This is a genomic window from Salmonella sp. 32082101201600294FB01SM01 (assembly GCF_017572865.1).
GTDB lineage: Bacteria > Pseudomonadota > Gammaproteobacteria > Enterobacterales > Enterobacteriaceae > Salmonella > Salmonella enterica.
The window spans coordinates 1,583,174-1,606,017 of the sequence record NZ_JAGESB010000001.1 but is presented as its reverse complement, the minus strand read 5'-3'; the positions used below and the strand labels follow the sequence as shown (position 1 = coordinate 1,606,017).

The following is a 22,844-nucleotide window of genomic DNA, read 5'->3' as shown; positions in this document are numbered from 1 at the left end:
CTAACGTCGCCATCAGGCGATGGCGCATTAGCCTTTTACCGTCACGCGGCTGGCGGCCTTTTTCGCTCTTATCACCGCTTCTTCAACGTTTTCACCTGTCGCTAACGCTACACCAAGACGACGGGTGCCGTCGATCTCAGGCTTACCAAACAGCCGTACCTGCACTCCGGCCCCTACCGCCGCGTGAACATTATCAAACGTCACATTTTGACTGGTAAGCTGCGGCAGAATCACGGCCGAGGCAGCGGGACCATACTGGCGAATAGCGCCTACGGGCATTCCCAGAAAGGCGCGCACATGCAGCGCAAACTCAGAGAGATCCTGAGAAATCAACGTGACCATTCCGGTATCGTGCGGGCGAGGGGAGACTTCGCTGAAAATGACTTCATCGCCACAGACGAAGAGTTCAACGCCGAACAGGCCATGACCGCCTAACGCCAGTACCACATGACGGGCAATCTCTTGCGCCCGCTTCAGCGCCAGTTCGCTCATCTGCTGTGGCTGCCAGGATTCGCGATAGTCGCCATCTTGCTGACGATGACCGACCGGTGCGCAGAAATGCACGCCATCGACGGCGCTAACGGTGAGCAGCGTAATTTCAAAATCAAATTTAACCACGCCTTCCACAATCACGCGACCCGCGCCAGCGCGTCCGCCCTGTTGAGCATACTCCCATGCCTGCGCGAGCTGTTCGGCCGAGCGGATAAAGCTCTGGCCTTTGCCGGAAGAGCTCATGACCGGTTTGACGATGCAAGGAAAACCCACTGCGGCTACCGCATCATGAAAACTGGCCTCACTGTCGGCAAAGCGATACGTCGATGTCGGCAGTCCTAATTCTTCTGCGGCCAGGCGACGGATCCCTTCGCGGTTCATCGTGAGCTGCGTTGCACGAGCGCAAGGCACGACATTCAGTCCTTCGCCCTCCAGTTCACGCAGCGTATCGGTGGCGATCGCTTCTATTTCCGGCACGATATAATGCGGTTTTTCCTCTGTAATCACATGACGTAGCGCCTCGCCGTCCAGCATATTAATGACGTGTGAACGGTGAGCCACATGCATGGCGGGAGCATCAGGATAGCGATCGACGGCGATAACCTCGATCCCCAGGCGTTGGCATTCAATCGCCACCTCTTTTCCCAATTCACCTGCCCCTAATAACATCACCCGCGTTGCTGCCGGACGCAGCGCAGTGCCTAATAGCGTCATATTTCTGTCCCCTTATTTACCTGCGCGCAGTATATACGAAAACGTTTGCGCATGTCTTTTCGAATAGATTGCTTTTCTTGCTGCCTTGCAATATACTGTATATAAATACAGGTAAATAAGGGGCTGCAAAATGGCGGTTGAAGTTAAATACGTAGTCATTCGCGAGGGTGAGGAGAAGATGTCATTTACCAGTAAAAAGGAAGCCGACGCCTGGGACAAAATGCTCGATACTGCCGATCTTCTTGATACCTGGCTTGAGCAGTCGCCAGTCGTGCTGGAAGATGGGCAGCGCGAAGCGTTGTCGCTGTGGCTGGCGGAACATAAAGAGGTGTTAAGCACTATCCTCAAAACCGGTAAGTTGCCTTCTCCGCAGGCGGTTGAAAAGGACGCCGCGAGTAAAACGAAAAAGCAAGCCGCCTGAACCCACACTTGCGCTCCCGGCGTTTTGTACCATGCTTTTCCTGAATCATTGTGCTAAGGAGAAAAGTATGAATAAAAGAGGAGCGTTGTTGAGCCTGCTGTTGTTATCCGCCAGCGTATCGGCATTTGCGGCATCCACCGAGAGTAAATCGGTTAAGTTTCCGCAGTGCGAAGGGCTGGATGCCGCCGGGATTGCGGCAAGCGTGAAGCGCGACTACCAGCAAAATCGTATCGTGCGGTGGGCAGACGACCAAAAAAAGGTCGGGCAGGCTGACCCGGTCGCGTGGGTTAATGTGCAGGACGTTGTAGGTCAAAATGATAAATGGACAGTTCCGCTAACTGTTCGCGGTAAAAGTGCCGATATTCATTATCAGGTCATCGTTGATTGCAAAGCCGGCAAGGCGGAATATAAGCCCCGCTAGCAGCGTAATTTGCGCTTCTTTTGCCGGAACAGACAATTCCTGACATCCCCTCAGGTACGCTTGACCATTATTGGTCTGTATTTGAGGGGTACTATGGCTAACTGGTTGAACCAATTACAATCACTTCTTGGGCAAAAAGGCGCTTCCGCATCGCCTTCCGGTGAACATGGGTTAAATAAACTGCTGGTTCCCGGCGCGCTGGGCGGTCTGGCTGGACTGTTGGTCGCCAATAAGTCTTCGCGCAAATTATTAACCAAATACGGTACTGGCGCTTTGCTGGTGGGCGGCGGCGCGGTGGCGGGTTCCGTATTGTGGAATAAGTACAAAGATAAAGTACGCGCTGCGCATCAGGGGGAGCCGCAATTCGGCAGCCAAAGTACGCCGCTGGATGTTCGCACTGAGCGACTGATCCTGGCGCTGGTTTTTGCTGCAAAAAGCGATGGGCATATTGATGCCAAAGAACGCGCGGCGATTGAGCACCAACTGCGAGAATCAGGTGTAGAAGAGCAAGGGCGTGTGTTTATCGAGAAAGCTATTGAGCAGCCGCTTGATCCACAACGTCTGGCACAGGGTGTTCGCAATGAAGAAGAAGCCCTGGAAATCTACTTCCTGAGCTGCGCCGCCATTGATATTGACCACTTTATGGAACGTAGCTATCTGAATGCGTTAGGAGACGCGCTAAAAATTCCTCAGGAGGTTCGGGACGGTATCGAGCAGGACTTGCAGCAGCAAAAACAGGCGCTACCAGGCTGATAACCTGCCATTAAGTAACATGTTTCGCTTGCATCATGCGTGTCTTTTGCCACCCTTATAGGATGGATAGTTTACGTCATTCATGTTGCAGGATAGCGGCGAAGCAGTGACATCTCAGGCGCTTACCGAGGTGAGCGACCGGGACTACCATGCTACGCCGCTGTGTTTGCCGCGTGATATATAACAAATATTAACGCAAAAGAAAAAACGACATGTTGCCAAAAGCCAATCGAATTCCCTATGCCATGACCGTACATGGCGATACGCGCATTGATAATTATTACTGGCTGCGAGATGACACTCGCTCGCAGCCGGAAGTCCTTGATTACCTGCATCAGGAAAATGAGTATGGCCGGAAGGTCATGTCCTCTCAGCAGGCGTTACAGGACCGCATTCTAAAAGAAATTATCGATCGCATCCCGCCCAGAGAAGTTTCCGCTCCGTATGTGAAAAACGGCTATCGCTACCGTTATATCTATGAACCCGGCTGCGAATATGCCATCTATCAACGACAATCGGCGTTAAGCGAAGAGTGGGATGTGTGGGAAACCTTGCTCGATGCGAACCAGCGGGCCGCGCACAGCGAATTTTATACGCTCGGCGGACTTGCCATTACGCCGGATAATACCATCATGGCGCTGGCGGAAGATTATTTATCCCGTCGTCAGTATGGGTTGCGTTTTCGTAACCTCGAAAGCGGTAACTGGTATCCGGAACTGCTGGATAACGTTGCGCCTGAATTTGTCTGGGCCAATGATTCCCTGACCCTTTACTATGTGCGTAAGCATAAGAAGACGCTGCTGCCCTATCAGGTTTGGCGGCACACGATTGGCACTCCGTCATCGCAAGATGAACTGGTATATGAGGAGAAAGACGATACCTTTTATGTCAGCCTGCATAAAACCACTTCGCAGCATTATGTGGTGATTCATCTTGCCAGCGCCACCACTAGCGAAGTGCTGTTACTTGACGCGGAACTGGCCGATGCCGAGCCGTTTTCATTTTTACCGCGCCGCAAAGACCATGAATATAGTCTCGATCACTATCAACATAAGTTTTACCTGCGTTCTAACCGGAACGGTAAAAACTTTGGGTTGTACCGTACCCGCGTGCGCAATGAAAACGCCTGGGAAGAGCTGATCCCTCCGCGCGAGCATATTATGCTGGAAGGGTTTACCCTGTTTACCGACTGGTTAGTGGTCGAAGAGCGTCAACGGGGGCTTACCAGCCTGCGGCAAATTAACCGTAAAACCCGTGAAGTGATAGGCATTGCCTTTGACGATCCGGCTTACGTGACGTGGCTTGCCTATAATCCCGAACCTGAGACCTCCCGGCTGCGTTACGGCTATTCTTCAATGACGACGCCAGATACCTTGTTTGAACTGGATATGGATACCGGAGAACGACGGGTACTTAAACAGACGGAAGTGCCTGGGTTTGATTCTGGCTGTTATCAGAGCGAACACCTGTGGATCACCGCACGCGACGGCGTCGAAGTGCCGGTATCGCTGGTTTATCATCAGAAGTATTTTCGTAAAGGGCAAAATCCGCTTCTGGTTTACGGCTACGGATCTTACGGTTCCAGTATTGACGCCGACTTCAGCAGCAGCCGACTGAGCTTGCTGGATCGTGGCTTTGTTTACGCAATCGTACACGTTCGCGGCGGCGGTGAGCTGGGGCAGCAGTGGTATGAAGATGGCAAATTCCTCAAAAAGCGGAATACTTTTAATGATTATCTTGATGCCTGCGATGCCTTATTAAAACTGGGTTACGGTTCGCCGTCGCTGTGTTATGGGATGGGCGGGAGCGCGGGCGGAATGCTAATGGGCGTCGCTATCAACGAACGCCCCGAGCTTTTCCACGGCGTTATTGCCCAGGTACCCTTTGTTGATGTATTAACCACGATGCTGGATGAGTCGATCCCACTAACGACAGGAGAGTTTGAAGAGTGGGGGAACCCGCAGGATATTGAGTATTATGACTATATGAAAAGCTATAGTCCTTATGACAATGTCAAAGCGCAGGACTATCCGCACCTGCTGGTGACGACAGGATTGCACGATTCCCAGGTGCAATACTGGGAACCGGCGAAGTGGGTGGCAAAATTACGCGAGCTAAAAACGGATCAACGTCTGCTGCTGTTATGTACGGATATGGACTCCGGGCACGGTGGTAAGTCGGGGCGGTTTAAATCCTACGAAGGCGTCGCGCTGGAGTTCGCCTTTTTAATCGGCCTGGCGCAGGGAACCTTACATAGCGCATAGACGCGCGAGCTCGCAACGGCTTGTGAGCGTCGCGGGTTATTGTGGTGTTCCATTGCTGCGTTGCTCGTCAGCCTGAACATCTTACAGGTAGTGTTTAAGCGTCAGGCGAAGTTCCGGGCTCATATTATCAAGGTTATTAAAAAGCCAGCGTAAATAGCCCGGATCGCGTTTTGCGACTTCAGATACCGCCTTACCGCGGTATTTACCGAACGGGAAAGTGGTTAACAGCGCAGGACGGCCCGTGATATTGACCATCTCTTCCGCGGTCCAGCCAGTGGTTCGCATAATATCAATCAGCAAGGCGGCGGTGATATAGCAATCATAAAGCGCCCGGTGATGATGCAGCCCCGGCGGCGTTTGTACGCTTAGTTTGCGCGATTTATAGAGCGCCATATTGCTGTATTTTATTCCCGGCCACAGGCGTCGCGACAACTTCATGGTACAGATCCACTCACCCGGCAATTCAGGTAATACGCGTCTGTCGAAACTGGCATTGTGAGCGACATACCACTCACTACCGTAATAAAGCGGTATGACATCTTCAATCCACGGCTTATCGGCGACCATGGCTTCGGTAATACGGTGTATCGCCATCGCCTGCGGCGTAATAGGGCGATCGGGGCGTATCAGGTGACTCATGGGATTGACAATGTTGCCATCAATGACATCAACAGAGGCTATCTCTACGATCCCGCCCTGCAGCCCGCAGGTTTCCGTGTCTATAATCCGCAACATGATTCATTCCTCACCGAAAGACCTTAGCGTAATGGAATGATATCGCCTTGCCAACCCTCGGTTGTGCGCAGACCCGTCAGTAATAGCGAACCGCAATCGGCACGAACAATAAGTTGCCCGCTTTCATCCCACAGCGCGCTACTGCCACAGGCATTGGCCATCAGTACGGCCAGCGCATATTTATGCGAAAAACGTTGTAAGCGTGAGGTAGAAGCATGTAGTTCAGGTTCGTTAAGACATTGACTGGTTGTGAATAACGTAAATGAGGGATCTATATCACCACCTTCTGGCTGCTCATCCACCACGTTGATAGCGCTTCGCTGCCTGGCTATACAGGCGCCATGACTTTTGTGAAACATGAGCGGCGACGTTAGCCATGGGGCAAAAATAGCGATGCCTTTTACGAAGCGGCAGTTATGCTCAACAGGCATACCCACAATGATAGTCATATGGTGAGTATCGGCCGCATGAGTGAGCGGCTGTAAAAGCGCCTCGTCAGGTGGGGCGGGCAACGATTTATTTCTTTCGTCGCAGCCTAATAGCGACAGTGACGGAAAGACCAGCAGTTCGCACTGTTGACGAGCCGCAAGCTCAATATATTCCAGATGATGGGCGACATGCTCCGCCGGCGAGGCGTTCAGGGGCGCATACTGCGCAGCAGCAATTTTCCAGGAGGACATAATGACTTCCTTTTCATAGTCTCTACAGCCATTCTAAAAAGCATAGGTTAAGAATCGCCTTATAATGTAGTCGTCTGCATGTAAGGAAGTGTAACGTTATATAATTTTATTTAACTTTGGGTTCGTAAGGGAGTCGGGATAGTGATACGGAAGCCAGACGATGGGCAATCAGCCGCTCGCGAAACCAGGCGCGTAGATGCTCTGGCTGCTCACGTTCGACCACCTCCGCGACAACTGGCATATTGTAGCGCTCTTTAAATGCCACCCCGGCTGCCGCCAGGTCCACATTGACTTTATCCATTTCCGCTTGTTCAAGCTGAGCCAGATTCGTTTTCATACGCGTCTCCTTTTTTGTTGCCGCCAGAAGGTACTAAGAGTCCGCGGTAATGGCAAGATGGAAATGATGATCCTCGACTCATTGATTGTTGAAGGTTATTCTTTGTAACGTAGGTATAACAAAAAGGAATAGTGAATATGGCTTCTTCTGCACCATCGCGACGTTTAGCTTTACTGCTGTTGGCATCGACATTTGCGACGCCAGCGGCCTGGGCACATGCGCACCTGACGCATCAGTATCCAGCGGCGAATGCTGCCGTTACGGCCTCGCCACAGGCGCTGACCCTGAATTTTTCTGAAGGGATTGAGCCAGGATTCAGCGGCGCAACCATTACAGGCCCTCAGCAAGAGCTCATCAAAACGCGCCCGGCAAAGCGAAATGAACAGGATAAAACGCAGTTGATTATCCCGCTTGAGCAGCCGTTAAAATCTGGCGCTTACACGGTAGACTGGCACGTTGTGTCGGTGGATGGGCATAAAACAAAAGGGAAATACACCTTCAGCGTGAAATAAATGATGCTGACATTCGTCTGGATAACTCTCCGATTTATTCATTTTGCTAGTTTGATGCTGGTCTACGGCTGCGCGCTTTACGGCGCCTGGCTGGCACCCGCACCAATTCGTCGTTTAATGACGCGTCGATTTTTACATCTGCAACGACATGCTGCCGCCTGGAGCGTTATCAGCGCGGCTTTTATGCTGGCGATTCAGGGCGGACTGATGGGCGGCGGCTGGCCCGATGTTTTTTCCGTCTCGGTGTGGGGCGCGGTACTGCAAACCCGCTTTGGCGCGGTCTGGATATGGCAAATTATCCTCGCGCTGGTCACGCTGGTGGTGGTAGTCATTGCGCCGGTAAAAATGCAACGACGGCTTCTTATTCTAACCGTTGCTCAGTTTATCCTGCTGGCAGGCGTTGGACATGCGACGATGCGCGACGGTGTAGCGGGAACATTACAGCAGATTAACCATGCTCTGCATTTACTCTGTGCCGCAGCCTGGTTTGGTGGGCTGTTGCCAGTGGTTTATTGTATGCGCATGGCTCAGGGACGCTGGCGTCAACATGCTATTAGCGCCATGATGCGTTTTTCTCGTTATGGTCACTTTTTTGTGGCGGGCGTATTGCTCACAGGCATTGGCAACACGCTATTTATCACGGGATTTACCGCTATCTGGCAGACCACCTATGGACAGTTGCTTTTGTTAAAATGTGCGCTGGTGGTGCTTATGGTAGCAATTGCGCTGACGAATCGGTATGTTCTCGTACCACGTATGCGACAGGAAAATCCCCGGACTGACCTATGGTTTGTCAGGATGACGCAAATTGAATGGGGAGTTGGAGGCATAGTTCTGGCGATCGTCAGCCTGTTTGCAACCCTCGAACCTTTCTGATGGACTGGCATAACGAATGAAAAAAATACTCCTTCCGGCGCTTCTGCTGGCCACTTCGGGCGTAGCGTTGGCGGCGCCGCAGGTGATTACCGTAAGTCGTTTTGAAGTAGGAAAAGACAAGTGGGCGTTTAATCGGGAAGAGGTCATGTTGACCTGTCGACCTGGCCAGGCGCTCTATGTGATCAACCCCAGTACGCTGGTGCAGTATCCCTTGAATGCCATTGCCGAACAGCAAGTAGCGGAGGGTAAAACGCGCGCTCAGCCTATCGCCGTCATTCAAATCGATAACCCGGCGAAGCCCGGTGAGAAAATGAGTCTGGCGCCGTTTATCGAACGTGCGCAAAAGCTTTGTGATCCATCCAATAGCTGACTGATTTTTAATAAAAAACCGTAAACCTTCACGAAAAGGCTTACGGTTTTTTTATCTCTGATGACAGACAAAACGCCAGGTTTTTTCAATCACCTTCGTCACAAACTGGAAAACCTGGCGTCGTCATCTATTCTTAAAGGGCAAGGCGATTTAGCCTGCATTAATGCCAACTTTTAGCGCACGGCTCTCTCCCAAGAGCCATTTCCCTGGACCGAATACAGGAATCGTATTCGGTCTCTTTTTATTTCGATTATAAATCAATGGGTTATGTGTATCCCCTCGAAATTCCTCGAAATTTCCTCGAATTTCTGTATTCCGGTCTTTTTGTTTATATCACATCCAAATCCAGTTTAACATTTCTTTTACAACAAAATCAGAGCATCACGTAAGCTTTATTATCGCGTTCATCGAGATAGAGTTTCGTGGTGTTCTCTGAGGTGTGGCCCAGTAGTTTTTGAGCGAACTCCTCGCCGCGTTCGTCTTTGTACAGCCGACCAGCCAGGCTACGGATCTCGTGAAATGTCGGTGGGTTATCACTAAATTTAGCGCCTGAAATTTTTCTGGCTTTTACAAATTTCTTTGTCAGCCCATCCGGGTGAATATTCCCGGTTGGGCTATTTTTCCTGATTCCTGCACTGATCATGAAATCAGTTCGGCTTACCAGCCGGCAGCGATCGATTACCGTTCCCAGACGTAACCCCGTTGCCTGAAGTGTCAGGGAGAGGGGAATGGCTATTTTCATTCCGGTTTTAATCTGAGTTACGTATAAGCGGTTGTCAAAATCATCACTAAATTTCATATTTACGATATCCTCCCTACGTTGACCAGTAACGAGCGCTAAATCCATCGTGAGAGGGAACCATGCAGGCATATGCTCTGCTGCCGCTCGTGTGGCGTTATACGTTTCCAGTTGCAAGCGTTCCCTGGCCGCCTTAATCTCTGGTAACCGGGTTGCTTCCACCGGATTCGTTGTTATTCTCCCTTCCACAATTGCCTCACGAAAAATGTCAGATAGTACAGACCTCATCGCCCCCGCCATCGTGTTTTTACCTTCCGCGATCCATGACTCCGGATACTCAGCAATATGCCGCGTGGTCACCTCTGCCAATATCATTTCCCCATTTTTTCGCGCACGGTCGCTAACTGATTGCCGCGAATTTTGTATGTGTTGGCCGCTAAATCCCGTCGTTTTAGTAACACGTCATAGCGGTCTATCCCGTTTTCTCCGGCAGAGGGGCCAGCACCGTCGGTGCGTTCTGTTTCATCTGATTTAACAGCAGAAGCTGCGCCGGGGATAGCCAGACCGGGCAGCAGCCAGGGATGAGCGAACAGATATCAACCTCATTCATCGGTAACCGTAAACCGGATGAGTTGCTAAATGCTGTGGAGCGGTATTTCAGGGAGAAGGCCATCACAGCCAGTGTTAACGACCAGAACACAGGGATTATCGCCGGTACCGGGGATGATCCGGAACTGAGTTCGTTGTATCTGGACTGTTCACTGTTACCGCAGACACAAAATATCCAGGAGCATTACCGTATCGTCGCGCAGGTCTGGAGTGCCGGTGAAGGCAGTAATGTTTCGGTAATGGTGACAGGCACTGCCGGACTGGATATTGCCGACGGTAGCGCCACATACCAGATTACCGTCAAACTGTACCGATATTGCCCCTCCTGATATTCCGGCCAGTCATATTGCTGTATTTGACTCTGAAACCGAAACGTGGAGTCTGAACGAAGACCATCGCGGCGAAACAGTGTGCGACACGCAAACCGGCAACCCGATTTATATTTCAAAACCCGGCCCGTTACCGGAGAACACTACCACACAGGCCCCCACATCACCAATAGATAAATTTGAAAACGGTCAGTGGGTGGCTGACCTTGCGACCGTACTCGGTCAGAAATACGCTGAGATTAATGCGTGGCGTAATGCGCAGGAAAACGGTAACTACCCGTTCACACTGAATGATCACCACTGGGGCTGCGGTAAAGCGTCGCAGGACCGACTGTCGCCAGTAACGGCGGTGGCAAAACAGGGAGCGCTACCGCCAGGATTCTTCTGGACGGATGCAGATAACATCGATGTGCCAATGAGCGCAGACGAACTGATTAAACTCGAAGCCGCTATGCAACAAAACATGGTACTGGTGGGTTTTAAAATACACGAACGCCAGCGGCAGATGAAGGACGAAGTGAACAGTCTCACCAACGCACAGGCTGTACTGGATTACGTGGTTGGCTGGCCGGAAAACCGTTAAGGAATGTATTATGAGCTGCTTCACAACCCCGGCCATTCTTGAAATGCCTGGCCACTACCTTTGGCGTGTACATGAACCTTTTGAATTTTACCTCAGCGACGACAACAGCGACGTAATCAGCGTACCAGCCGGATTTGTAACTGATCTCGCCACCGTTCCACGCATCTTCTGGTCAGTCATGCCGCCAGACGGCAAATACGCTAAAGCGGCAATAATCCACGACTACCTTTACGACAATGCGCCGCGCACGAAAAAAGAAGCCGATTTGATATTCCTTGATGGAATGACCGTGCCTGGCGTGCCGAAGTGGAAACGGATTGTGATGTATCTGGCGGTCAGGTGGTTTGGCAGGGGAATGTATGGGAAAGAACGTAAATACTGTGAATGATTTGCCACAGATGACGAGATTAAACGGCTGGAGGCATGGGAACTCTACAGCGTAATGGTAAACAGGGTGGATATATCTGCCCCCTCCTGGCCGGATAAACCAGCCAGTCTGTAGTCGTTACTGTGGTACTTTAATTATCCATATATCACAAATTACTTGTTTACACGGTAATTAATCACCCAGGTTAATAAAAGGTTGTTTCGTTTACCAGCATATTTTACCCTCTGGTAGTTCTGGGATTGATATACCTGCCGGCCAGATTTTACACCACGGAAACGAAATGCCCGGGAATCCTTTGTTACCGCTTTCAGTGGCCATTGCAGATGAAGAAAATGTTATGGCTGATATAGCAAAAACCAGCGCTAACAATACACTGTTAAATTTATTCATAATATTATCCACATAGTTGAGAGTTATGCTTCCTTCTTAATTTTTACCGCAATCCTTTTACCAGGATAAAGCAGAGGCGAAAATTTTTCTTGTCTGTCTACTGATTGTTAAGCAAGTATTTACTTTTAAAATGGAATAATAAGTATGGTAACTTTCATTCTCTACAGAAAATTTACTTGTATCTGAATGAACTCGTGTAGATACCAGAACCAAATTAACGCCTAAAAAACTGCAAGTTAGTAGTATTACTGTGGTAATGCAGACCATCTGATTACTGTGAAGGTGGCCTCATCTGAAACGCCTGTTAAATCCAGCGTTTTAAGCTTCCTGATATAAGCCATCCATTTAGCCTGGCTGGCTTTATCGTCGTCACTGCTTTCACCCCGCGCCAGTTCTGTTCGTCAGTCGGCAATGGTGCTTGTCAAAACTTTGTGGCAGCTACTCTGGATTTATCTGCCACTTTCTGGCAAGTATGATTCTGTTTTCATCAGATAACCAGCTATTTACAGCGTCAAGAAGATACTGATTATCCTTCGCCATCATATAGACTTTATTGTTGGCAGTGTCGGGGAGGATACTCTTGGTTGATACGCAGAAGACACCTGGCTCTTTGTTCTGGTAATAAGTACCTTCGAGCAAGTCGGTAAACATGACATCAGCGCTGCGTTCACGAATCCTCTGCAGAGTGGCATCATTATCTCTTTCGTGAATAACATCTGCATACCTGATATGCTTGTCAACATAGTCCTGATTTGTACCACCTGGATTAACAACAATCCGCACGCCCTTACGGTCAATATCTCCAAGAGATTTGAAGTCATTAATCCTGTTACATTGCGTCAGCGCTATTTTCCCATTTTTAAGTACCGGAGAAGAAAGTGCGAACTGTTTTCTTCTGCCGGGAGTTTCTGTAACCCCTCCCATTGCAATATCAAATTTGTCTGCAGCCAGGTCAGCTGACAGCGTAGACCAACTGCTAGGTACAAACAGGATATTCAGGTGCAGAGCTTTGCCCAGTGAATATGCCATATCAATATCAAAACCGATTAATTTATTTTGTCTGTTGTGAAATGCGAGGGGAGCATAGTCACCAGGCACCCCCACACGTAACTCTTTGCTTTCTTTAATCTCCTGCCAGGGTTTTGCCATCGCGGAATAAATACTTGAAAGTGACAACAAGATAAAAAACATAAAATATACTTTTTTCATTACTCTTACCCTAATGTTTGATCAGTAGACTACAGATGAGATTGTCTTCTCTCCATTGCGCCTGTAACCTTTACTGGGCAGGGAATCCAATAATAGTGGTATATTAAACGGGAGATCCTCTCGCCACGATATACCATCCGCTATGAAGACCTGCTTCGGGTTAAGTGACAGCTTCAATTAAATTTTCACCCTGATTTTTCACATTTCTGATGTGATGGATTACCGCAGTTACGTTGTTTGCAAGAGCGTGCCTTGGTAGGCTGCCTGCTGTTTAGTCAGAACTGACTGTAATCGTGTTTATAGGTCGTACAGTTCACTATTGTGATGTAACGTCGTATGTTGATCAGCAGATCGTATGCTGACGATTTCAAAAGTACATAATTAAGTACATTTTTATATGTCACTTTTGTTTAATTCTATTTAATTCAGTTAGTTGAGTTTTTGCTTTCGTAATCGTTATTAAATAATAATCACAGGAACAATGGGAGCAGCCGGGCGCCTCATTAGGGCCGGAGTACCGTGACAGCAGGTAGCGATTATTTATGATGTTGGCGTTTCGACGTTGTACAGAAAATTTCCGGCGAGTAACATGCCTTTGATGCCATTCATGGGAAAATAACACTCCTTTAATCATCCATAAGAGTTAATTATATAAACTTAAATGGATTGGTTAATTGAATTTCATCAAGATTAACTCTATATAAAAGATTTATTGTCTTTGTTATGGCGTCTATATATTCTGCGCTATTCATTATAGCAGTGTATTTATCGTATGCTTCGAAGCAATGATTTTCATTAATATATTCACTGCTATTGTTTTTATAAATTTCATATGACTCTTCCTTTTTGAAAATGCGCGCATCTAGCCAAGGGTCAAGTATATATTCCGATATTCCTTTTGAATCAGTAAAAGTCAAAAAAACGACCACATGATTCCCTCCTGACGCGCTATTATACATAAGGGATGTGCTTATTCTGGCATCAAATACACTATTTTTCGAAAATCCTATTCCGGTTAGTCTTTGTGGTATATATTTTGCAATAATCGCACCTAAAATTAGCGACATATCAGCACAGTTCCCTGTGTTATATTTTATTGAATCAATGGAAGAATATATTAGACTCAGAGATATTGGGTTTTCTGGTCTTTCAGCCATAGCTCTGTCAAAAGAGTTTGCTTTTATAGCTTGCAGAAATTTCTTGTGATGTTCTCTTTGTAAATTAAGAGCGTCGTATTTTTCCTGCGTATCAATTTTAAGCCTGTCAATTTGCATAGCATCATAACTGTCCGATTTCTTTATTATTGTTCTGACAAAAACGGTACATTCTGAAGCAGCATTAATAATACAGGAGGATAAATCAACTGAAGTACTCTGTTGGTTGTTACAGGCGCTCACTCCAGTTGTGTCGAATTTTTCTGTAGCTACATGTCCAACATTTATAATCAATTATATTTCCCTATATTCAAAATTAAGCGATATTCTTATGTCACGACAACCTAACAGGGACTGACTACAAAGATCTTTAAATAAACGTTCATTATTGTATCTATTGATGAACTCCCTTCAGATTTAGAGGTTGTGCCCATGGTCGAAAAGCTCCTATACGCTCATATACTTAACTTATCGGGGACATGGTAGGTTAGGATGTGAAAACACAGGGACAGTTACTGTCACTGCGAAGGCAGCAATAAGGAAGCCTATCCTGTACGAACTGTGGAAAACTATATCTTGTTCACGATCACCTGCATCGTTGACGATGCGCGATCCCGGAGGTTTGACGACTGCCCGGTATGATCGGTGCCGCAGCCACATCGTATGCAAGAACGAGCTGCGGCAAGCTGGCGATCGTTCGATAGTGCGAGTATTGAATGGTTGCCAGTTGCGGCGGATTTTACTTGTTCAGGATGACTAACCAATGTGTTTAATCTGAAACTAGCCACCTGTTCAACTTTTCGCGATCGCTTTTGTTGGCATCACTATTAAGCCTTCGTCTACATGGGTATTTGGCATCGGGAGTCCCCCAGTGGAAGAGGTCGAGTGATATATGGGCAGTGAGTTTGTTTGGTCGGAGGATTTATACGCAAAATGGTTCGAAATATGTCCGAATTAAAACATAAAAAGTGATAACTAATTGAATCTATTAGAATAAAAAATAACGTATTCTAATCGTTAAAATCACTTAGTTAATATGTAATGTTATGAATTTAAAGAGAAAAATCAATTGTTGCCGTAAACAGGAATCGTATTCGATCTATTTTTATTTCGATTATAAATCAATGGGTTATGTGTTTCCCCTCGAAATTCCTCGAAATTTCCTCGAATTTCTGTATTCCGGTCTTTTTGGTTATATCACAATCAAATTAAATTTAACATTTATTTCACAACGAAAATTGGAGTATTAGAGCATCATATAAGCTTTATCATCACGCTCATCGAGATAGCGTTTCGTGGTGTTCTCTGAGGGGTGGCCCAGTAGTTTTTGGGCGAACACCTCGCCGTGCTCGTTTTTGTACAACCGCCCGGCCAGACTTCGGATCTCGTGAAATGTCGGTGGATTATTGCTGAAGTTAACGCCGGAGGCTTTTCTTGCTTTTACAAATGTCTTTGTCAATCCATCCGGATGAATATTCCCGGTCGGGCTATTTTCCTGATTCCGGCACTGCTCATGAAATCAGTCCGGCTTACCAGTCGGCAGCGATCGATTAAGGCGGGCAACGGCATAGACATGAGTAACCTGTGCATCTTCGTTCTCACCCGGACAGTGTACCAGCTTCTCTTCCAGACCAAACTCGAAGCTGAAATCGTCACCTTCACGGACAACGCGCGCGGAAAGGCTGGCAATCTGTCCGGAACGGCGGGCAAGGTCGATCATTCCCCGGTAGCCAATAATTAACTGAACGTTTTTTTGCCTGACTTTTCGTTTTTGTTTCCGAACGGCAGCAGATAGGCATGACCGAGCGCGCCGCCGGGTTCCAGCCCAAGCTGGGAACACTGAATGATGGCGCTGACAAAACTCATGGTGTCACAGTCACACAGCGCCGGAACTTTTCGGATTTCCGTTGTGGCTACCGCCGGTACGCCGTCAACTGGCAGAGCCGCGTCATCCGGCAGGGCCAACCCCGGCACAACTGATGATGGAAGAATTTAGACGGCGTAAGGCGGCGGGAAGGCTTTAACAGGGGGGACTTATGAGCAGAAATTACACACCGGCGCAGAAAGCTGAAATACAGAAGCGCCTGACGGAACTGGTACGAACACACGGTCGGATGACGTTTGGAGAGCTGCGGAAGATAACAAGGTTAACCATTTTTACAGCCCGCCACTACCTGGAAAAGGCGGAAAGTTGTGGGGATCTGTATCAGGCCGGGAGAAGCGGTATTTTTCCTTCGGAACAGGCTTTCCTGCTTTGGAAGCAGAAACGTGAAGATGCCAGGATTACCCGCTTTCTGAAAACGCCGGAAGGTGTCGTGAGTTCCTACGACCGGACCAGAAACGTTATCTGTACGGAGTGCCGGAACAGCGTGACGATGCAAAGGGTACTGGCATTTTATCCGGGACATTACCGGGAGGCGAAATCTGCATGAAAATCGAATAATATAACTTTGCAGAGGTAGTGAATATCGTAATCACCCGTTCGGCATTTGAATTCCGTGAGCACAGTCGTGTTGTGAATGTCGCCTTGTTCACAACACCAGGAATATTCCACTGTCAACTGGTTGTCTGCGGCTGGACATAATTTTATCTGATATTCAGGCTGTACCAGCGCAAAGGTTCCGTGAGTCCGACTGTCTTTTTTGCTTCCAAATATTCAGTTTTAATTATCTGAGTATGGCAAGGTGATCATCTGTATCAAACACCGGGCAACTGGTTTTACTTTACCCAACGATTACGTCCCTGTTGTTTAGCCCGATAAAGGGCCTCGTCCGCTCTGGCAATAATGCCGGTAACAGTGTCACCGGCTGTGGAAAGGGTGATGCCCATGCTGACGGTGACCGTTTCGCTAACCGCAGATGCTGCATGCGGCAGTGCGGTTTCACGCAGGTTTGTCTGAATACGTTGAGCAACCAGTGCTGCTTCATTCAGCGACGAAGAAGGCAGCACAACGACAAACTCCTCGCCCCCGTAACGTGCCACCAGGTCTGCCGGAGTACGAATCGACCTCTTCACTACACAGGCCACCTTTGCCAGACAGGCATCGCCAGCCTGGTGACCATAATGGTCGTTATAGTTTTTGAAATAGTCCACATCGAGCATGATCAGTGCAAACGGCTCCGTCTGGCGGAGAGCATCCCCAAGAAAACTTTCCATTGAACGTCGATTAGCGGTCCCGGTCAGTGCATCCTGGTGAGCCATAACGTCGAGACGCGCGATAAGCATCCGGTTTTCCTGGTAACGCAACCAGGCTTCATCAAACCAGCGCTGCAGGATAAAGCGACCATAAATGAGTATGGCGGTAAGAGTAAGCCAGACTAATAAAAACCGGATATTCACATACTGGTTAAGCTGCACACTGGCCAGTAGGGCGGTCAGCCATAACGGGACGATGAAAAGTAGCAACGCTAGCAGATGATAATAAAGCGCAGCCAGCGCGGTAAGCATAAGGATGACACTGAGAGGCCAGGCAAAAGGCAGCTGCCACCAGACAATAAAACAGTAGCTACAATAGCTCCACATCAGACTGAGAATCAGCAGCATCACCAGACAAAGAGGAGTAAATCTGGTCGGAAGGCGGTAAATGAAAAGGAGTATCAGGAACGAAAAAACAATAATACTGCCCATAATATCGTCTATTAAAGGCAGTATTCCAGTCTGTGCACTGATCGACTTGTCAAAGTCACTGATGAGTATGTGGCGAAATAAAATGATAAGCGCAAAGCTGATATTCACAAATGTGAACCACGGAATACTTACACGTAGCGCTTGCCTGACCATATCTTTATGATCCTGCCATACCCTTCCAGCACTGGAGGTACGGCGCCTGTCGTCCGAATCCTGCCCCATCCTTAATCGCCTCATATAATGAATAATTACTATCCAGTGTAGTGCGGAGATACTTCACGGTGAAAAATGGAAAAGCTATCAGGCCAGGCTGCATTTTTGGCTGATGAGATGATTTTTTGCTCCACAGTGACGAACTTATAGTCACAATTCCTGTAGTAGGGGGGAGAATTATAGTGTCTCCCGGAAACTGGAAGCGAGTTTACCCCACTTACTAAAAGAGGATGTAACTGGCAGACGTAAAATACGATTTATTTGTATCCATAAATAGTGAAATGTAACGTTTTGATTATATTTAAAAGAGCGAAAATGGCCAGGAATAACTTTAATTGTTTGAATTAACAGATAATTAATCGATCAGACTGAGTGATACAGAACATTTTTACATGAGGGGTACAAATGAGACTTAAGTTGATCGTTAAAAGTTTTGCGCTGGCGGGGCTACTCTCTTCCACTGCGCTGACACCTTTATTTGCACAGGAAGCCCCAAAAGGTGCCACTGCTTCAACCAAGCAAGCTAACGATGCGCTTTATAACCAACTTCCTTTCTCTGATAACACCGATTTCACGAATGCCCATAAAGGCTTTATCGCTGGTTTACCTGAAGAGGTGATTAAGGGAGAGCAAGGGAATGTCATCTGGAATCCACAGCAGTACGCTTTCATAAAAGAAGGAGAAAAATCTCCTGACACTGTTAACCCTGGTCTGTGGCTTCAGTCCCAACTAATCAATATCAGTGGCTTGTTTGAAGTAACAGACGGCGTCTACCAGATTCGTAACCTTGATTTTGATCTTACCCAGTAATAGTGGACACGCGACTAAGTGAGTAAACTCTCAAGTAAGAGGTGACTTATATGACAAAACCAGCATCAACCACCAAAAAGCCACGCAAGCAGCACACGCCTGAATTTCGTCAGGAAGCCCTGAAACTGGCTGAACGCATTGGGGTGGCCGCTGCCGCCCGCGAACTTAACCTGTATGAATCACAGCTCTACAACTGGCGAAGCAAACCGCAAAATCAGCTCTCTTCCTTCTGAACGCGAGCAGGAGATGTCCGCTGAGATCGCCCGTCTGAAACGTCAACTGGCAGAACGGGATGAGGAACTGGCCATTCTCCAGAATGGCCGCGACATCATATTTAAACTATCGTAATGGAACAAAGAGTTACTTTAAAGAGCTCTTTGTTCCTTTAACCTTGATGAAGATGGTCAACGTCTGGTTTTACAAATCCGATACAGACAGGATAGCTGCTATGTTTGTTATCCATCTGGAAGGTTATCTGGCTGATAGCATCAAGCGCCAGTTGCGGCCATTGCTTCAGTACCCAGTGTGCCACTACAGTGCCACTACATTGGTGGCCGTAGGCCAAAACTGACGCCGGAGCAATGGGCGCAGGCAGGGTGCCTCATTAGGGCAGGAGTACCGCGACAGCAGGTAGCGATTATTTATGATGTGGGGCTGCCGACGCTGTACAGAAAATTCCCTGTGTTAGGGTAATGCAGTATTTCCACGGTGCGTGCCGCCCAAATACGTGCTGTGGATGCTTTATAGGGTGTGCCATTTTTGTGTCAAACATGGTGAAGCGTTATTCTATTTCTAACATCATGTGCCATTGAGTTGAGCAATGTGAATGCGGAAACGTGTATTTGAAACAGCTAGTTAAATGTGATTCTACTAATTCGTAATGCGAAGGTTGTAAGTTTGATTCCTATTATTGCACCATTTCAACGTTACTGTAACTTCCGTGTTAGCCCATAACCATTCCAATTTCTACAAGACAGGTGCTTGCTATATATTTACCAATCAGTCATTTTAAAAGTGCGTCATAACCGGAGAACTGTCCTCGTCAGGAGGCCTGTTTTCAGAAAGGCAATATCCTGTTTCGACAGTAGCTTATATGTGACCGGGTTAGCAGCACATTCCCCTCCGCCACATTCCAGTACAGTTGAAATAAGGTTGGCAGTAATCAGTAACAGAAATACCCAACCGACAATACTGAACAGGTCCGGATTAATATTCAATGAACGAAATGCAACATTCATGCTACTGATTGCCAGAATTACCGCAACAGCAATAATAATCAGAATTGACGTAATCAGAGTCCAGGTATAAAAGTGTAATCCAAAAAATGCAGAACCATATCCTGTGTCACCGGGCATGATATGCAAACATATTTGCCGGGATGCCATAACTCCGGTCAGGATACTGCCAATAATTACCATCCCGTAATGTATACCTCGTAGACCAAAGCAGAGGTTAAATAAAAAGCCAAAACCGGCGATGATGAGGCCAGCCCGCTGTAATAAGCAAATTGGACAAGGCAGCTCATGCCTGACGAGTTGATAATAAAAGGCTACAACCAGAGCAACGCATATCCCAAGGAGTCCCACCTGATTAATCAGATGAACAAATGTTGTTGGATGATGATGCGTTTTCATACACACTCCTTAAAATGACAAAGTCAGCGAATTGGTCATATGATGAATGAATGATAAAATAGTGACGATGAGTAAAACGGCCCACAGAATGTAGCTGACTTTATCCTTTCTGTTTATGGCCCCCATTGCCACGCTCAGTGCAAGCAAGAATGGCAGAAACATGAACATAAAAAACTCCTTTATTACATTACTTGTTAATATAATCGCTGTGTATTACCGGGTCTGTATTCCAGCTTATCCACCCCGCATTAGCCGGAGCTCAGTAAGGCATCAGGAATTATTTGCGTTATTATAAATCGATTATTTCTGTGATGAGTTATCCCGGCATCGGCTGGTTACAGGGATATTTCTGGCGACAAGAGTAAGAAATATCCCGATAACTAATGGTATAATAAGCAGCATTGAGTGTGTTGAAATAGCATATCCATAAATATAGTCTTCCAGACTTACCGCAATCAGCGGAAAGATAAGAAATACAAGCGAAGCCTGGAAGGCATTAGCCTTTTGCTGAAGTGCAAAGTAGCACAGGATACCAAAAACTCCGGCAAAAGCCCCGAGATACAGGGTAGCTAATATTGAGTGTACTGAGAAGGTTGATACTTGTGGTCTTTCAAAAAACCATCCTGTCGCAGAAAGTATCAACCCAGCTAAAAGGCACGGGAGCGCATTAAATGTGATAACAGAGACAGTACAACTTCTTTTCTTACATTGTGTATATATTATGGCATGGATTAACACAGCAGAAATAAGCGCAGTGATACCCTGCCAGTGACTCTCTGTACTTGTATTCGTTTCTTCAAGAAGTATCCCCGTCAATGCAGTGATTGCGATAGTTAAGCCCGCGATCTGCATTAGTTTCGCTTTTTCATTTAGAAACAAAACCGATGCTATCAAAACGGCCACAGGCATATTCGCAAAGATAATGGCGGCAAGCCCAGAGTTGACATAGGTTTCACCATAAATCATTAGTGAGAAAGGAATGCAAAAATAAAAGATGCATATCACAAACTGGAATAATCGTTGTCCGGGAGGAAACAACAGTGTTTTTTTTCTTAACCATGCAATGATGATTAAAAAAGGTGCTGCAAACATAAACCTCATTCCGGTTGCAAACACTGGAGGGATAGTTTCAACGGCAATTCGCATGGCCAACCATGTAGTCCCCCAAGTCAGTGAAACTAGCATGAATAATATAGATATCGACACCTTGCGCATAAGATCCTCTCCGTAAAAAAATTAATTTAGCTTTTTAGCTAGAAAAAAGTAGCGTTTTCTTCACTGTGTTTTTTATATGTTTAGATAAAAATTTCTCTATCAGAAGACGCAGTTATGCTGAATGAGAAAAATAATAAATGACTCAGGCTGTTACCACACGATTGTCCACTGCGCCTGTAAGACCTGGCAGCAGTTGTCGATTTAATGTCTATTCTTGCTGGAAGGCATAAAACGCCTTGAAGATGAAGAGCTCATCATTAGTCGGGTCCCTTGTTGAGCCAGGACAGGTTTAACTTATCGCTTTCAACCCTTACGATGATAAATGATCTTATCCACCCATAATGGACATACGGCTAAATGAGTAAATTCTCAAGTAAGAGGTAGGATCTGTATCAACCAGTAAGAAGCCCCAGAAACAGCACCGGCTGAATTCCGTCAGGAAGCTCTGAAACTCGCTGAATGTACGTTGCCCGCGAACGATTGTTAATCAGCGCCATAGCAAGAATAATTGTTTGTTTCACAAGGAGATAGAAAAAACTATAGCTTTGCGCCGGGGCGGAGGCAGGAGGAGATAACTCGTTGTAATAGAATGTTTTTATATGGCGACCTTAATACTGGCGCCATTTGGGATAAAATCTAATCAATTAACAAAATTGTGATCCGCTTCTAAATTACTTCTCCTGGCCGTACGGCTACCTGGAAGAATTTGTTCTGAGTCAGATTCATCACCAGAGCTTGTAAAACCCATTACGTAGCCGCAGAACATAATGGGTTACCAGAGCAAAACAGTTTATAACGTAATATAGATGCCAGACACACTACGACGCGATGCCTGTAATTGCGCATTAACGCTTCCTGCTGTTACTGTTTGTCCGCCGATCGCCTCAAGTGAGGCAGTAAAATCACCGCTGTAGGTTTCTACTGAACCGGATGATACCCGTGTGGTTAAATCTTTATAGCCATACCAGCCTCGGGCGTTGCCGATGCCCGTCCTGATACGATCGGGCAACAGATTAATCGGCGTACCGGCATCGTTATAGATGCGAATTCCCACTCCGGAAGCTACGCCGGGGTCGCCATAATGGGCGTCCAGTAGCCACGACAGACCGCCTGCGGATGCGGTTATCCCCAGGCGACGAGCCACCGCCACGGCGGTGGGTTGATTAACGACAAACCCCATTGCGACATTGGCGGCACTAATGGTTGGACGGGGGCTGGATACGGCGCCGGACTCACATTCGAGGCTGACGTGGAAAGGTACCTGGCTACTCCCCCCGGCGGCTAATACGCCGACGGCGACAGGGGGAATTTTCACGATCGCAGGATAATCTGTGATTTTACATAACGCGCCGCGCGCCGGTAGTGCGAA

The 22,844-nt window shown here is 47.4% G+C and carries 21 protein-coding genes and 13 pseudogenes; 18 read left to right on the top strand and 16 right to left on the bottom strand.

The annotated features are described in order from the left end of the window. Positions 1-27: 27 nt before the first annotated feature. On the bottom strand, positions 28-1,206 hold the full coding sequence (gene purT / locus J4645_RS07895) for a formate-dependent phosphoribosylglycinamide formyltransferase (protein ID WP_000173430.1): 1,179 nt from the start codon (positions 1,204-1,206) through the stop codon (positions 28-30). 130 nt (positions 1,207-1,336) lie between these two features. Between purT and yebG the strand changes: the two genes are divergently transcribed. The 4 genes from yebG (at position 1,337) to ptrB (ending at position 5,065) form a co-directional block, all read left to right on the top strand. Continuing rightward, positions 1,337-1,627 carry a DNA damage-inducible protein YebG gene (gene yebG / locus J4645_RS07890; RefSeq protein ID WP_000257723.1) on the top strand — a complete coding sequence of 97 codons (291 nt, stop codon included), beginning with the start codon at positions 1,337-1,339 and terminating at the stop codon, positions 1,625-1,627. A gap of 67 nt (positions 1,628-1,694) precedes the next feature. Then, positions 1,695-2,048, top strand: a complete 354-nt coding sequence (gene yebF, locus J4645_RS07885) for a protein YebF (RefSeq protein ID WP_001042123.1) — start codon at positions 1,695-1,697, stop codon at positions 2,046-2,048. Positions 2,049-2,141: 93 nt separating this feature from the next. After that, the gene (locus J4645_RS07880; protein WP_000024703.1) at positions 2,142-2,801 is read left to right on the top strand and encodes a tellurite resistance TerB family protein; all 660 of its coding nucleotides are present in this window, start codon (positions 2,142-2,144) and stop codon (positions 2,799-2,801) included. Positions 2,802-3,013: 212 nt separating this feature from the next. After that, positions 3,014-5,065 carry an oligopeptidase B gene (gene ptrB / locus J4645_RS07875; RefSeq protein ID WP_000936990.1) on the top strand — a complete coding sequence of 684 codons (2,052 nt, stop codon included), beginning with the start codon at positions 3,014-3,016 and terminating at the stop codon, positions 5,063-5,065. A gap of 81 nt (positions 5,066-5,146) precedes the next feature. Here the strand turns inward: ptrB and exoX are convergent, their stop codons facing one another. From exoX to J4645_RS07860, 3 genes are all read right to left on the bottom strand, one after another. Then, positions 5,147-5,800, bottom strand: coding sequence for an exodeoxyribonuclease X (exoX, locus tag J4645_RS07870; protein ID WP_023214468.1), 654 nt, complete (start codon positions 5,798-5,800; stop codon positions 5,147-5,149). Positions 5,801-5,823: 23 nt separating this feature from the next. After that, entirely contained in the window at positions 5,824-6,480 is a 657-nt protein-coding gene (locus tag J4645_RS07865; RefSeq protein ID WP_000100257.1) for a carbon-nitrogen hydrolase family protein, read from the bottom strand. A gap of 106 nt (positions 6,481-6,586) precedes the next feature. Continuing rightward, on the bottom strand, positions 6,587-6,817 hold the full coding sequence (locus tag J4645_RS07860; protein WP_000856225.1) for a DNA polymerase III subunit theta: 231 nt from the start codon (positions 6,815-6,817) through the stop codon (positions 6,587-6,589). Positions 6,818-6,954: 137 nt separating this feature from the next. On the opposite strand from J4645_RS07860, the gene yobA reads away from it, so the two are divergent. From yobA to J4645_RS07845, 3 genes are read left to right on the top strand one after another with little or no spacing between them, the layout of a single operon-like run. Further along, entirely contained in the window at positions 6,955-7,329 is a 375-nt protein-coding gene (gene yobA / locus J4645_RS07855; RefSeq protein WP_000168393.1) for a CopC domain-containing protein YobA, read from the top strand. Next, positions 7,330-8,205 (top strand): copper homeostasis membrane protein CopD, encoded by an 876-nt coding sequence (gene copD, locus J4645_RS07850; RefSeq protein WP_023214467.1) that lies wholly within the window; start codon positions 7,330-7,332, stop codon positions 8,203-8,205. A gap of 16 nt (positions 8,206-8,221) precedes the next feature. Next, positions 8,222-8,575 (top strand): YebY family protein, encoded by a 354-nt coding sequence (locus J4645_RS07845; RefSeq protein ID WP_000722368.1) that lies wholly within the window; start codon positions 8,222-8,224, stop codon positions 8,573-8,575. Between the two features lie 373 nt (positions 8,576-8,948). Here J4645_RS07845 and J4645_RS07840 read toward each other — a convergent pair. Then, a pseudogene (locus J4645_RS07840) lies at positions 8,949-9,790 on the bottom strand (tyrosine-type recombinase/integrase); the annotation flags it as partial. A gap of 78 nt (positions 9,791-9,868) precedes the next feature. On the opposite strand from J4645_RS07840, the pseudogene J4645_RS07835 reads away from it, so the two are divergent. The 4 genes and pseudogenes from J4645_RS07835 to J4645_RS07820 all read left to right on the top strand — a co-directional run. Continuing rightward, positions 9,869-10,204, top strand: a pseudogene (locus J4645_RS07835) (hypothetical protein); the annotation flags it as partial. Further along, positions 10,176-10,835 (top strand): DUF4376 domain-containing protein, encoded by a 660-nt coding sequence (locus J4645_RS07830; RefSeq protein WP_223152472.1) that lies wholly within the window; start codon positions 10,176-10,178, stop codon positions 10,833-10,835. The pseudogene J4645_RS07835 and the gene J4645_RS07830, both read left to right, overlap by 29 nt. A gap of 10 nt (positions 10,836-10,845) precedes the next feature. Next, a complete protein-coding gene (locus J4645_RS07825) occupies positions 10,846-11,223 on the top strand; it encodes a DUF1353 domain-containing protein (RefSeq protein ID WP_001277619.1) in 378 nt (125 codons plus the stop codon). A gap of 3 nt (positions 11,224-11,226) precedes the next feature. Then, positions 11,227-11,337, top strand: a pseudogene (locus J4645_RS07820) (tail fiber assembly protein); the annotation flags it as partial. Positions 11,338-11,427: 90 nt separating this feature from the next. On the opposite strand, the gene J4645_RS07815 reads toward J4645_RS07820, so the two are convergent. The 3 genes and pseudogenes from J4645_RS07815 to J4645_RS07805 all read right to left on the bottom strand — a co-directional run bounded on the left by J4645_RS07815 (position 11,428) and on the right by J4645_RS07805 (position 12,822). Beyond that, the gene (locus J4645_RS07815; protein WP_071585801.1) at positions 11,428-11,613 is read right to left on the bottom strand and encodes a PagK family vesicle-borne virulence factor; all 186 of its coding nucleotides are present in this window, start codon (positions 11,611-11,613) and stop codon (positions 11,428-11,430) included. Positions 11,614-11,858: 245 nt separating this feature from the next. Continuing rightward, positions 11,859-12,032, bottom strand: a pseudogene (locus tag J4645_RS07810) (tail fiber assembly protein); the annotation flags it as partial. A 19-nt stretch (positions 12,033-12,051) separates the two neighbouring features. After that, a complete protein-coding gene (locus J4645_RS07805; RefSeq protein WP_023214465.1) occupies positions 12,052-12,822 on the bottom strand; it encodes a transporter substrate-binding domain-containing protein in 771 nt (256 codons plus the stop codon). A gap of 63 nt (positions 12,823-12,885) precedes the next feature. On the opposite strand from J4645_RS07805, the pseudogene J4645_RS22405 reads away from it, so the two are divergent. Both J4645_RS22405 and J4645_RS07800 read left to right on the top strand, forming a co-directional pair. Next, positions 12,886-12,990, top strand: a pseudogene (locus tag J4645_RS22405) (DUF4113 domain-containing protein); the annotation flags it as partial. Positions 12,991-13,312: 322 nt separating this feature from the next. Next, positions 13,313-13,441: pseudogene (locus J4645_RS07800) on the top strand (helix-turn-helix domain-containing protein); the annotation flags it as partial. Positions 13,442-13,469: 28 nt separating this feature from the next. Here the strand turns inward: J4645_RS07800 and J4645_RS07795 are convergent. The 3 genes and pseudogenes from J4645_RS07795 to J4645_RS07785 all read right to left on the bottom strand — a co-directional run. After that, complete coding sequence (locus J4645_RS07795) at positions 13,470-14,270, bottom strand: hypothetical protein (RefSeq protein ID WP_001542520.1); 801 nt, start codon at positions 14,268-14,270, stop codon at positions 13,470-13,472. Between the two features lie 952 nt (positions 14,271-15,222). Then, positions 15,223-15,530: pseudogene (locus J4645_RS07790) on the bottom strand (tyrosine-type recombinase/integrase); the annotation flags it as partial. Continuing rightward, positions 15,529-15,893: pseudogene (locus tag J4645_RS07785) on the bottom strand (recombinase RecT); the annotation flags it as partial. The pseudogenes J4645_RS07790 and J4645_RS07785, both read right to left, overlap by 2 nt. Between J4645_RS07785 and J4645_RS22200 the strand changes: the two are divergent. Then, positions 15,890-16,000 (top strand): annotated as a pseudogene (locus J4645_RS22200) (replication protein); the annotation flags it as partial. The pseudogenes J4645_RS07785 and J4645_RS22200 overlap by 4 nt on opposite strands. A gap of 12 nt (positions 16,001-16,012) precedes the next feature. After that, complete coding sequence (locus J4645_RS07780; RefSeq protein WP_000089423.1) at positions 16,013-16,408, top strand: DUF977 family protein; 396 nt, start codon at positions 16,013-16,015, stop codon at positions 16,406-16,408. A gap of 286 nt (positions 16,409-16,694) precedes the next feature. On the opposite strand, the gene J4645_RS07775 is transcribed toward J4645_RS07780, so the two are convergent. Further along, a complete protein-coding gene (locus J4645_RS07775) occupies positions 16,695-17,825 on the bottom strand; it encodes a GGDEF domain-containing protein (protein ID WP_000529514.1) in 1,131 nt (376 codons plus the stop codon). 396 nt (positions 17,826-18,221) lie between these two features. Between J4645_RS07775 and J4645_RS07770 the strand changes: the two are divergent. The 3 pseudogenes from J4645_RS07770 to J4645_RS22400 form a co-directional block, all read left to right on the top strand. After that, positions 18,222-18,608: pseudogene (locus J4645_RS07770) on the top strand (hydrolase); the annotation flags it as partial. Between the two features lie 68 nt (positions 18,609-18,676). Then, positions 18,677-18,959: pseudogene (locus J4645_RS07765) on the top strand (transposase); the annotation flags it as partial. Between the two features lie 127 nt (positions 18,960-19,086). Then, a pseudogene (locus J4645_RS22400) lies at positions 19,087-19,319 on the top strand (helix-turn-helix domain-containing protein); the annotation flags it as partial. Between the two features lie 326 nt (positions 19,320-19,645). Here the strand turns inward: J4645_RS22400 and J4645_RS07750 are convergent. The 4 genes and pseudogenes from J4645_RS07750 to J4645_RS07735 form a co-directional block, all read right to left on the bottom strand. Next, entirely contained in the window at positions 19,646-20,260 is a 615-nt protein-coding gene (locus J4645_RS07750; RefSeq protein WP_000848069.1) for a disulfide bond formation protein B, read from the bottom strand. A 9-nt stretch (positions 20,261-20,269) separates the two neighbouring features. Then, positions 20,270-20,428, bottom strand: coding sequence for a DUF5993 family protein (locus J4645_RS07745; protein ID WP_000480735.1), 159 nt, complete (start codon positions 20,426-20,428; stop codon positions 20,270-20,272). Positions 20,429-20,560: 132 nt separating this feature from the next. Next, entirely contained in the window at positions 20,561-21,475 is a 915-nt protein-coding gene (locus tag J4645_RS07740) for a DMT family transporter (protein ID WP_001233445.1), read from the bottom strand. 790 nt (positions 21,476-22,265) lie between these two features. Then, positions 22,266-22,829: pseudogene (locus tag J4645_RS07735) on the bottom strand (fimbrial protein); the annotation flags it as partial. Between the last annotated feature and the right edge of the window lie 15 nt (positions 22,830-22,844).

What these genes read in the sequence shown, in the direction of transcription:
- purT (WP_000173430.1), bottom strand. Translation starts at nt 1,206, where the DNA reads ATGACGCTATTAGGCACTGCGCTGCGTCCGGCAGCAACGCGGGTGATG.
- yebG (WP_000257723.1), top strand. Translation starts at nt 1,337, where the DNA reads ATGGCGGTTGAAGTTAAATACGTAGTCATTCGCGAGGGTGAGGAGAAG.
- yebF (WP_001042123.1), top strand. Translation starts at nt 1,695, where the DNA reads ATGAATAAAAGAGGAGCGTTGTTGAGCCTGCTGTTGTTATCCGCCAGC.
- J4645_RS07880 (WP_000024703.1), top strand. Translation starts at nt 2,142, where the DNA reads ATGGCTAACTGGTTGAACCAATTACAATCACTTCTTGGGCAAAAAGGC.
- ptrB (WP_000936990.1), top strand. Translation starts at nt 3,014, where the DNA reads ATGTTGCCAAAAGCCAATCGAATTCCCTATGCCATGACCGTACATGGC.
- exoX (WP_023214468.1), bottom strand. Translation starts at nt 5,800, where the DNA reads ATGTTGCGGATTATAGACACGGAAACCTGCGGGCTGCAGGGCGGGATC.
- J4645_RS07865 (WP_000100257.1), bottom strand. Translation starts at nt 6,480, where the DNA reads ATGTCCTCCTGGAAAATTGCTGCTGCGCAGTATGCGCCCCTGAACGCC.
- J4645_RS07860 (WP_000856225.1), bottom strand. Translation starts at nt 6,817, where the DNA reads ATGAAAACGAATCTGGCTCAGCTTGAACAAGCGGAAATGGATAAAGTC.
- yobA (WP_000168393.1), top strand. Translation starts at nt 6,955, where the DNA reads ATGGCTTCTTCTGCACCATCGCGACGTTTAGCTTTACTGCTGTTGGCA.
- copD (WP_023214467.1), top strand. Translation starts at nt 7,330, where the DNA reads ATGATGCTGACATTCGTCTGGATAACTCTCCGATTTATTCATTTTGCT.
- J4645_RS07845 (WP_000722368.1), top strand. Translation starts at nt 8,222, where the DNA reads ATGAAAAAAATACTCCTTCCGGCGCTTCTGCTGGCCACTTCGGGCGTA.
- J4645_RS07825 (WP_001277619.1), top strand. Translation starts at nt 10,846, where the DNA reads ATGAGCTGCTTCACAACCCCGGCCATTCTTGAAATGCCTGGCCACTAC.
- J4645_RS07815 (WP_071585801.1), bottom strand. Translation starts at nt 11,613, where the DNA reads ATGAATAAATTTAACAGTGTATTGTTAGCGCTGGTTTTTGCTATATCA.
- J4645_RS07805 (WP_023214465.1), bottom strand. Translation starts at nt 12,822, where the DNA reads ATGAAAAAAGTATATTTTATGTTTTTTATCTTGTTGTCACTTTCAAGT.
- J4645_RS07780 (WP_000089423.1), top strand. Translation starts at nt 16,013, where the DNA reads ATGAGCAGAAATTACACACCGGCGCAGAAAGCTGAAATACAGAAGCGC.
- J4645_RS07775 (WP_000529514.1), bottom strand. Translation starts at nt 17,825, where the DNA reads ATGGGGCAGGATTCGGACGACAGGCGCCGTACCTCCAGTGCTGGAAGG.
- J4645_RS07750 (WP_000848069.1), bottom strand. Translation starts at nt 20,260, where the DNA reads ATGAAAACGCATCATCATCCAACAACATTTGTTCATCTGATTAATCAG.
- J4645_RS07745 (WP_000480735.1), bottom strand. Translation starts at nt 20,428, where the DNA reads ATGTTCATGTTTCTGCCATTCTTGCTTGCACTGAGCGTGGCAATGGGG.
- J4645_RS07740 (WP_001233445.1), bottom strand. Translation starts at nt 21,475, where the DNA reads ATGCGCAAGGTGTCGATATCTATATTATTCATGCTAGTTTCACTGACT.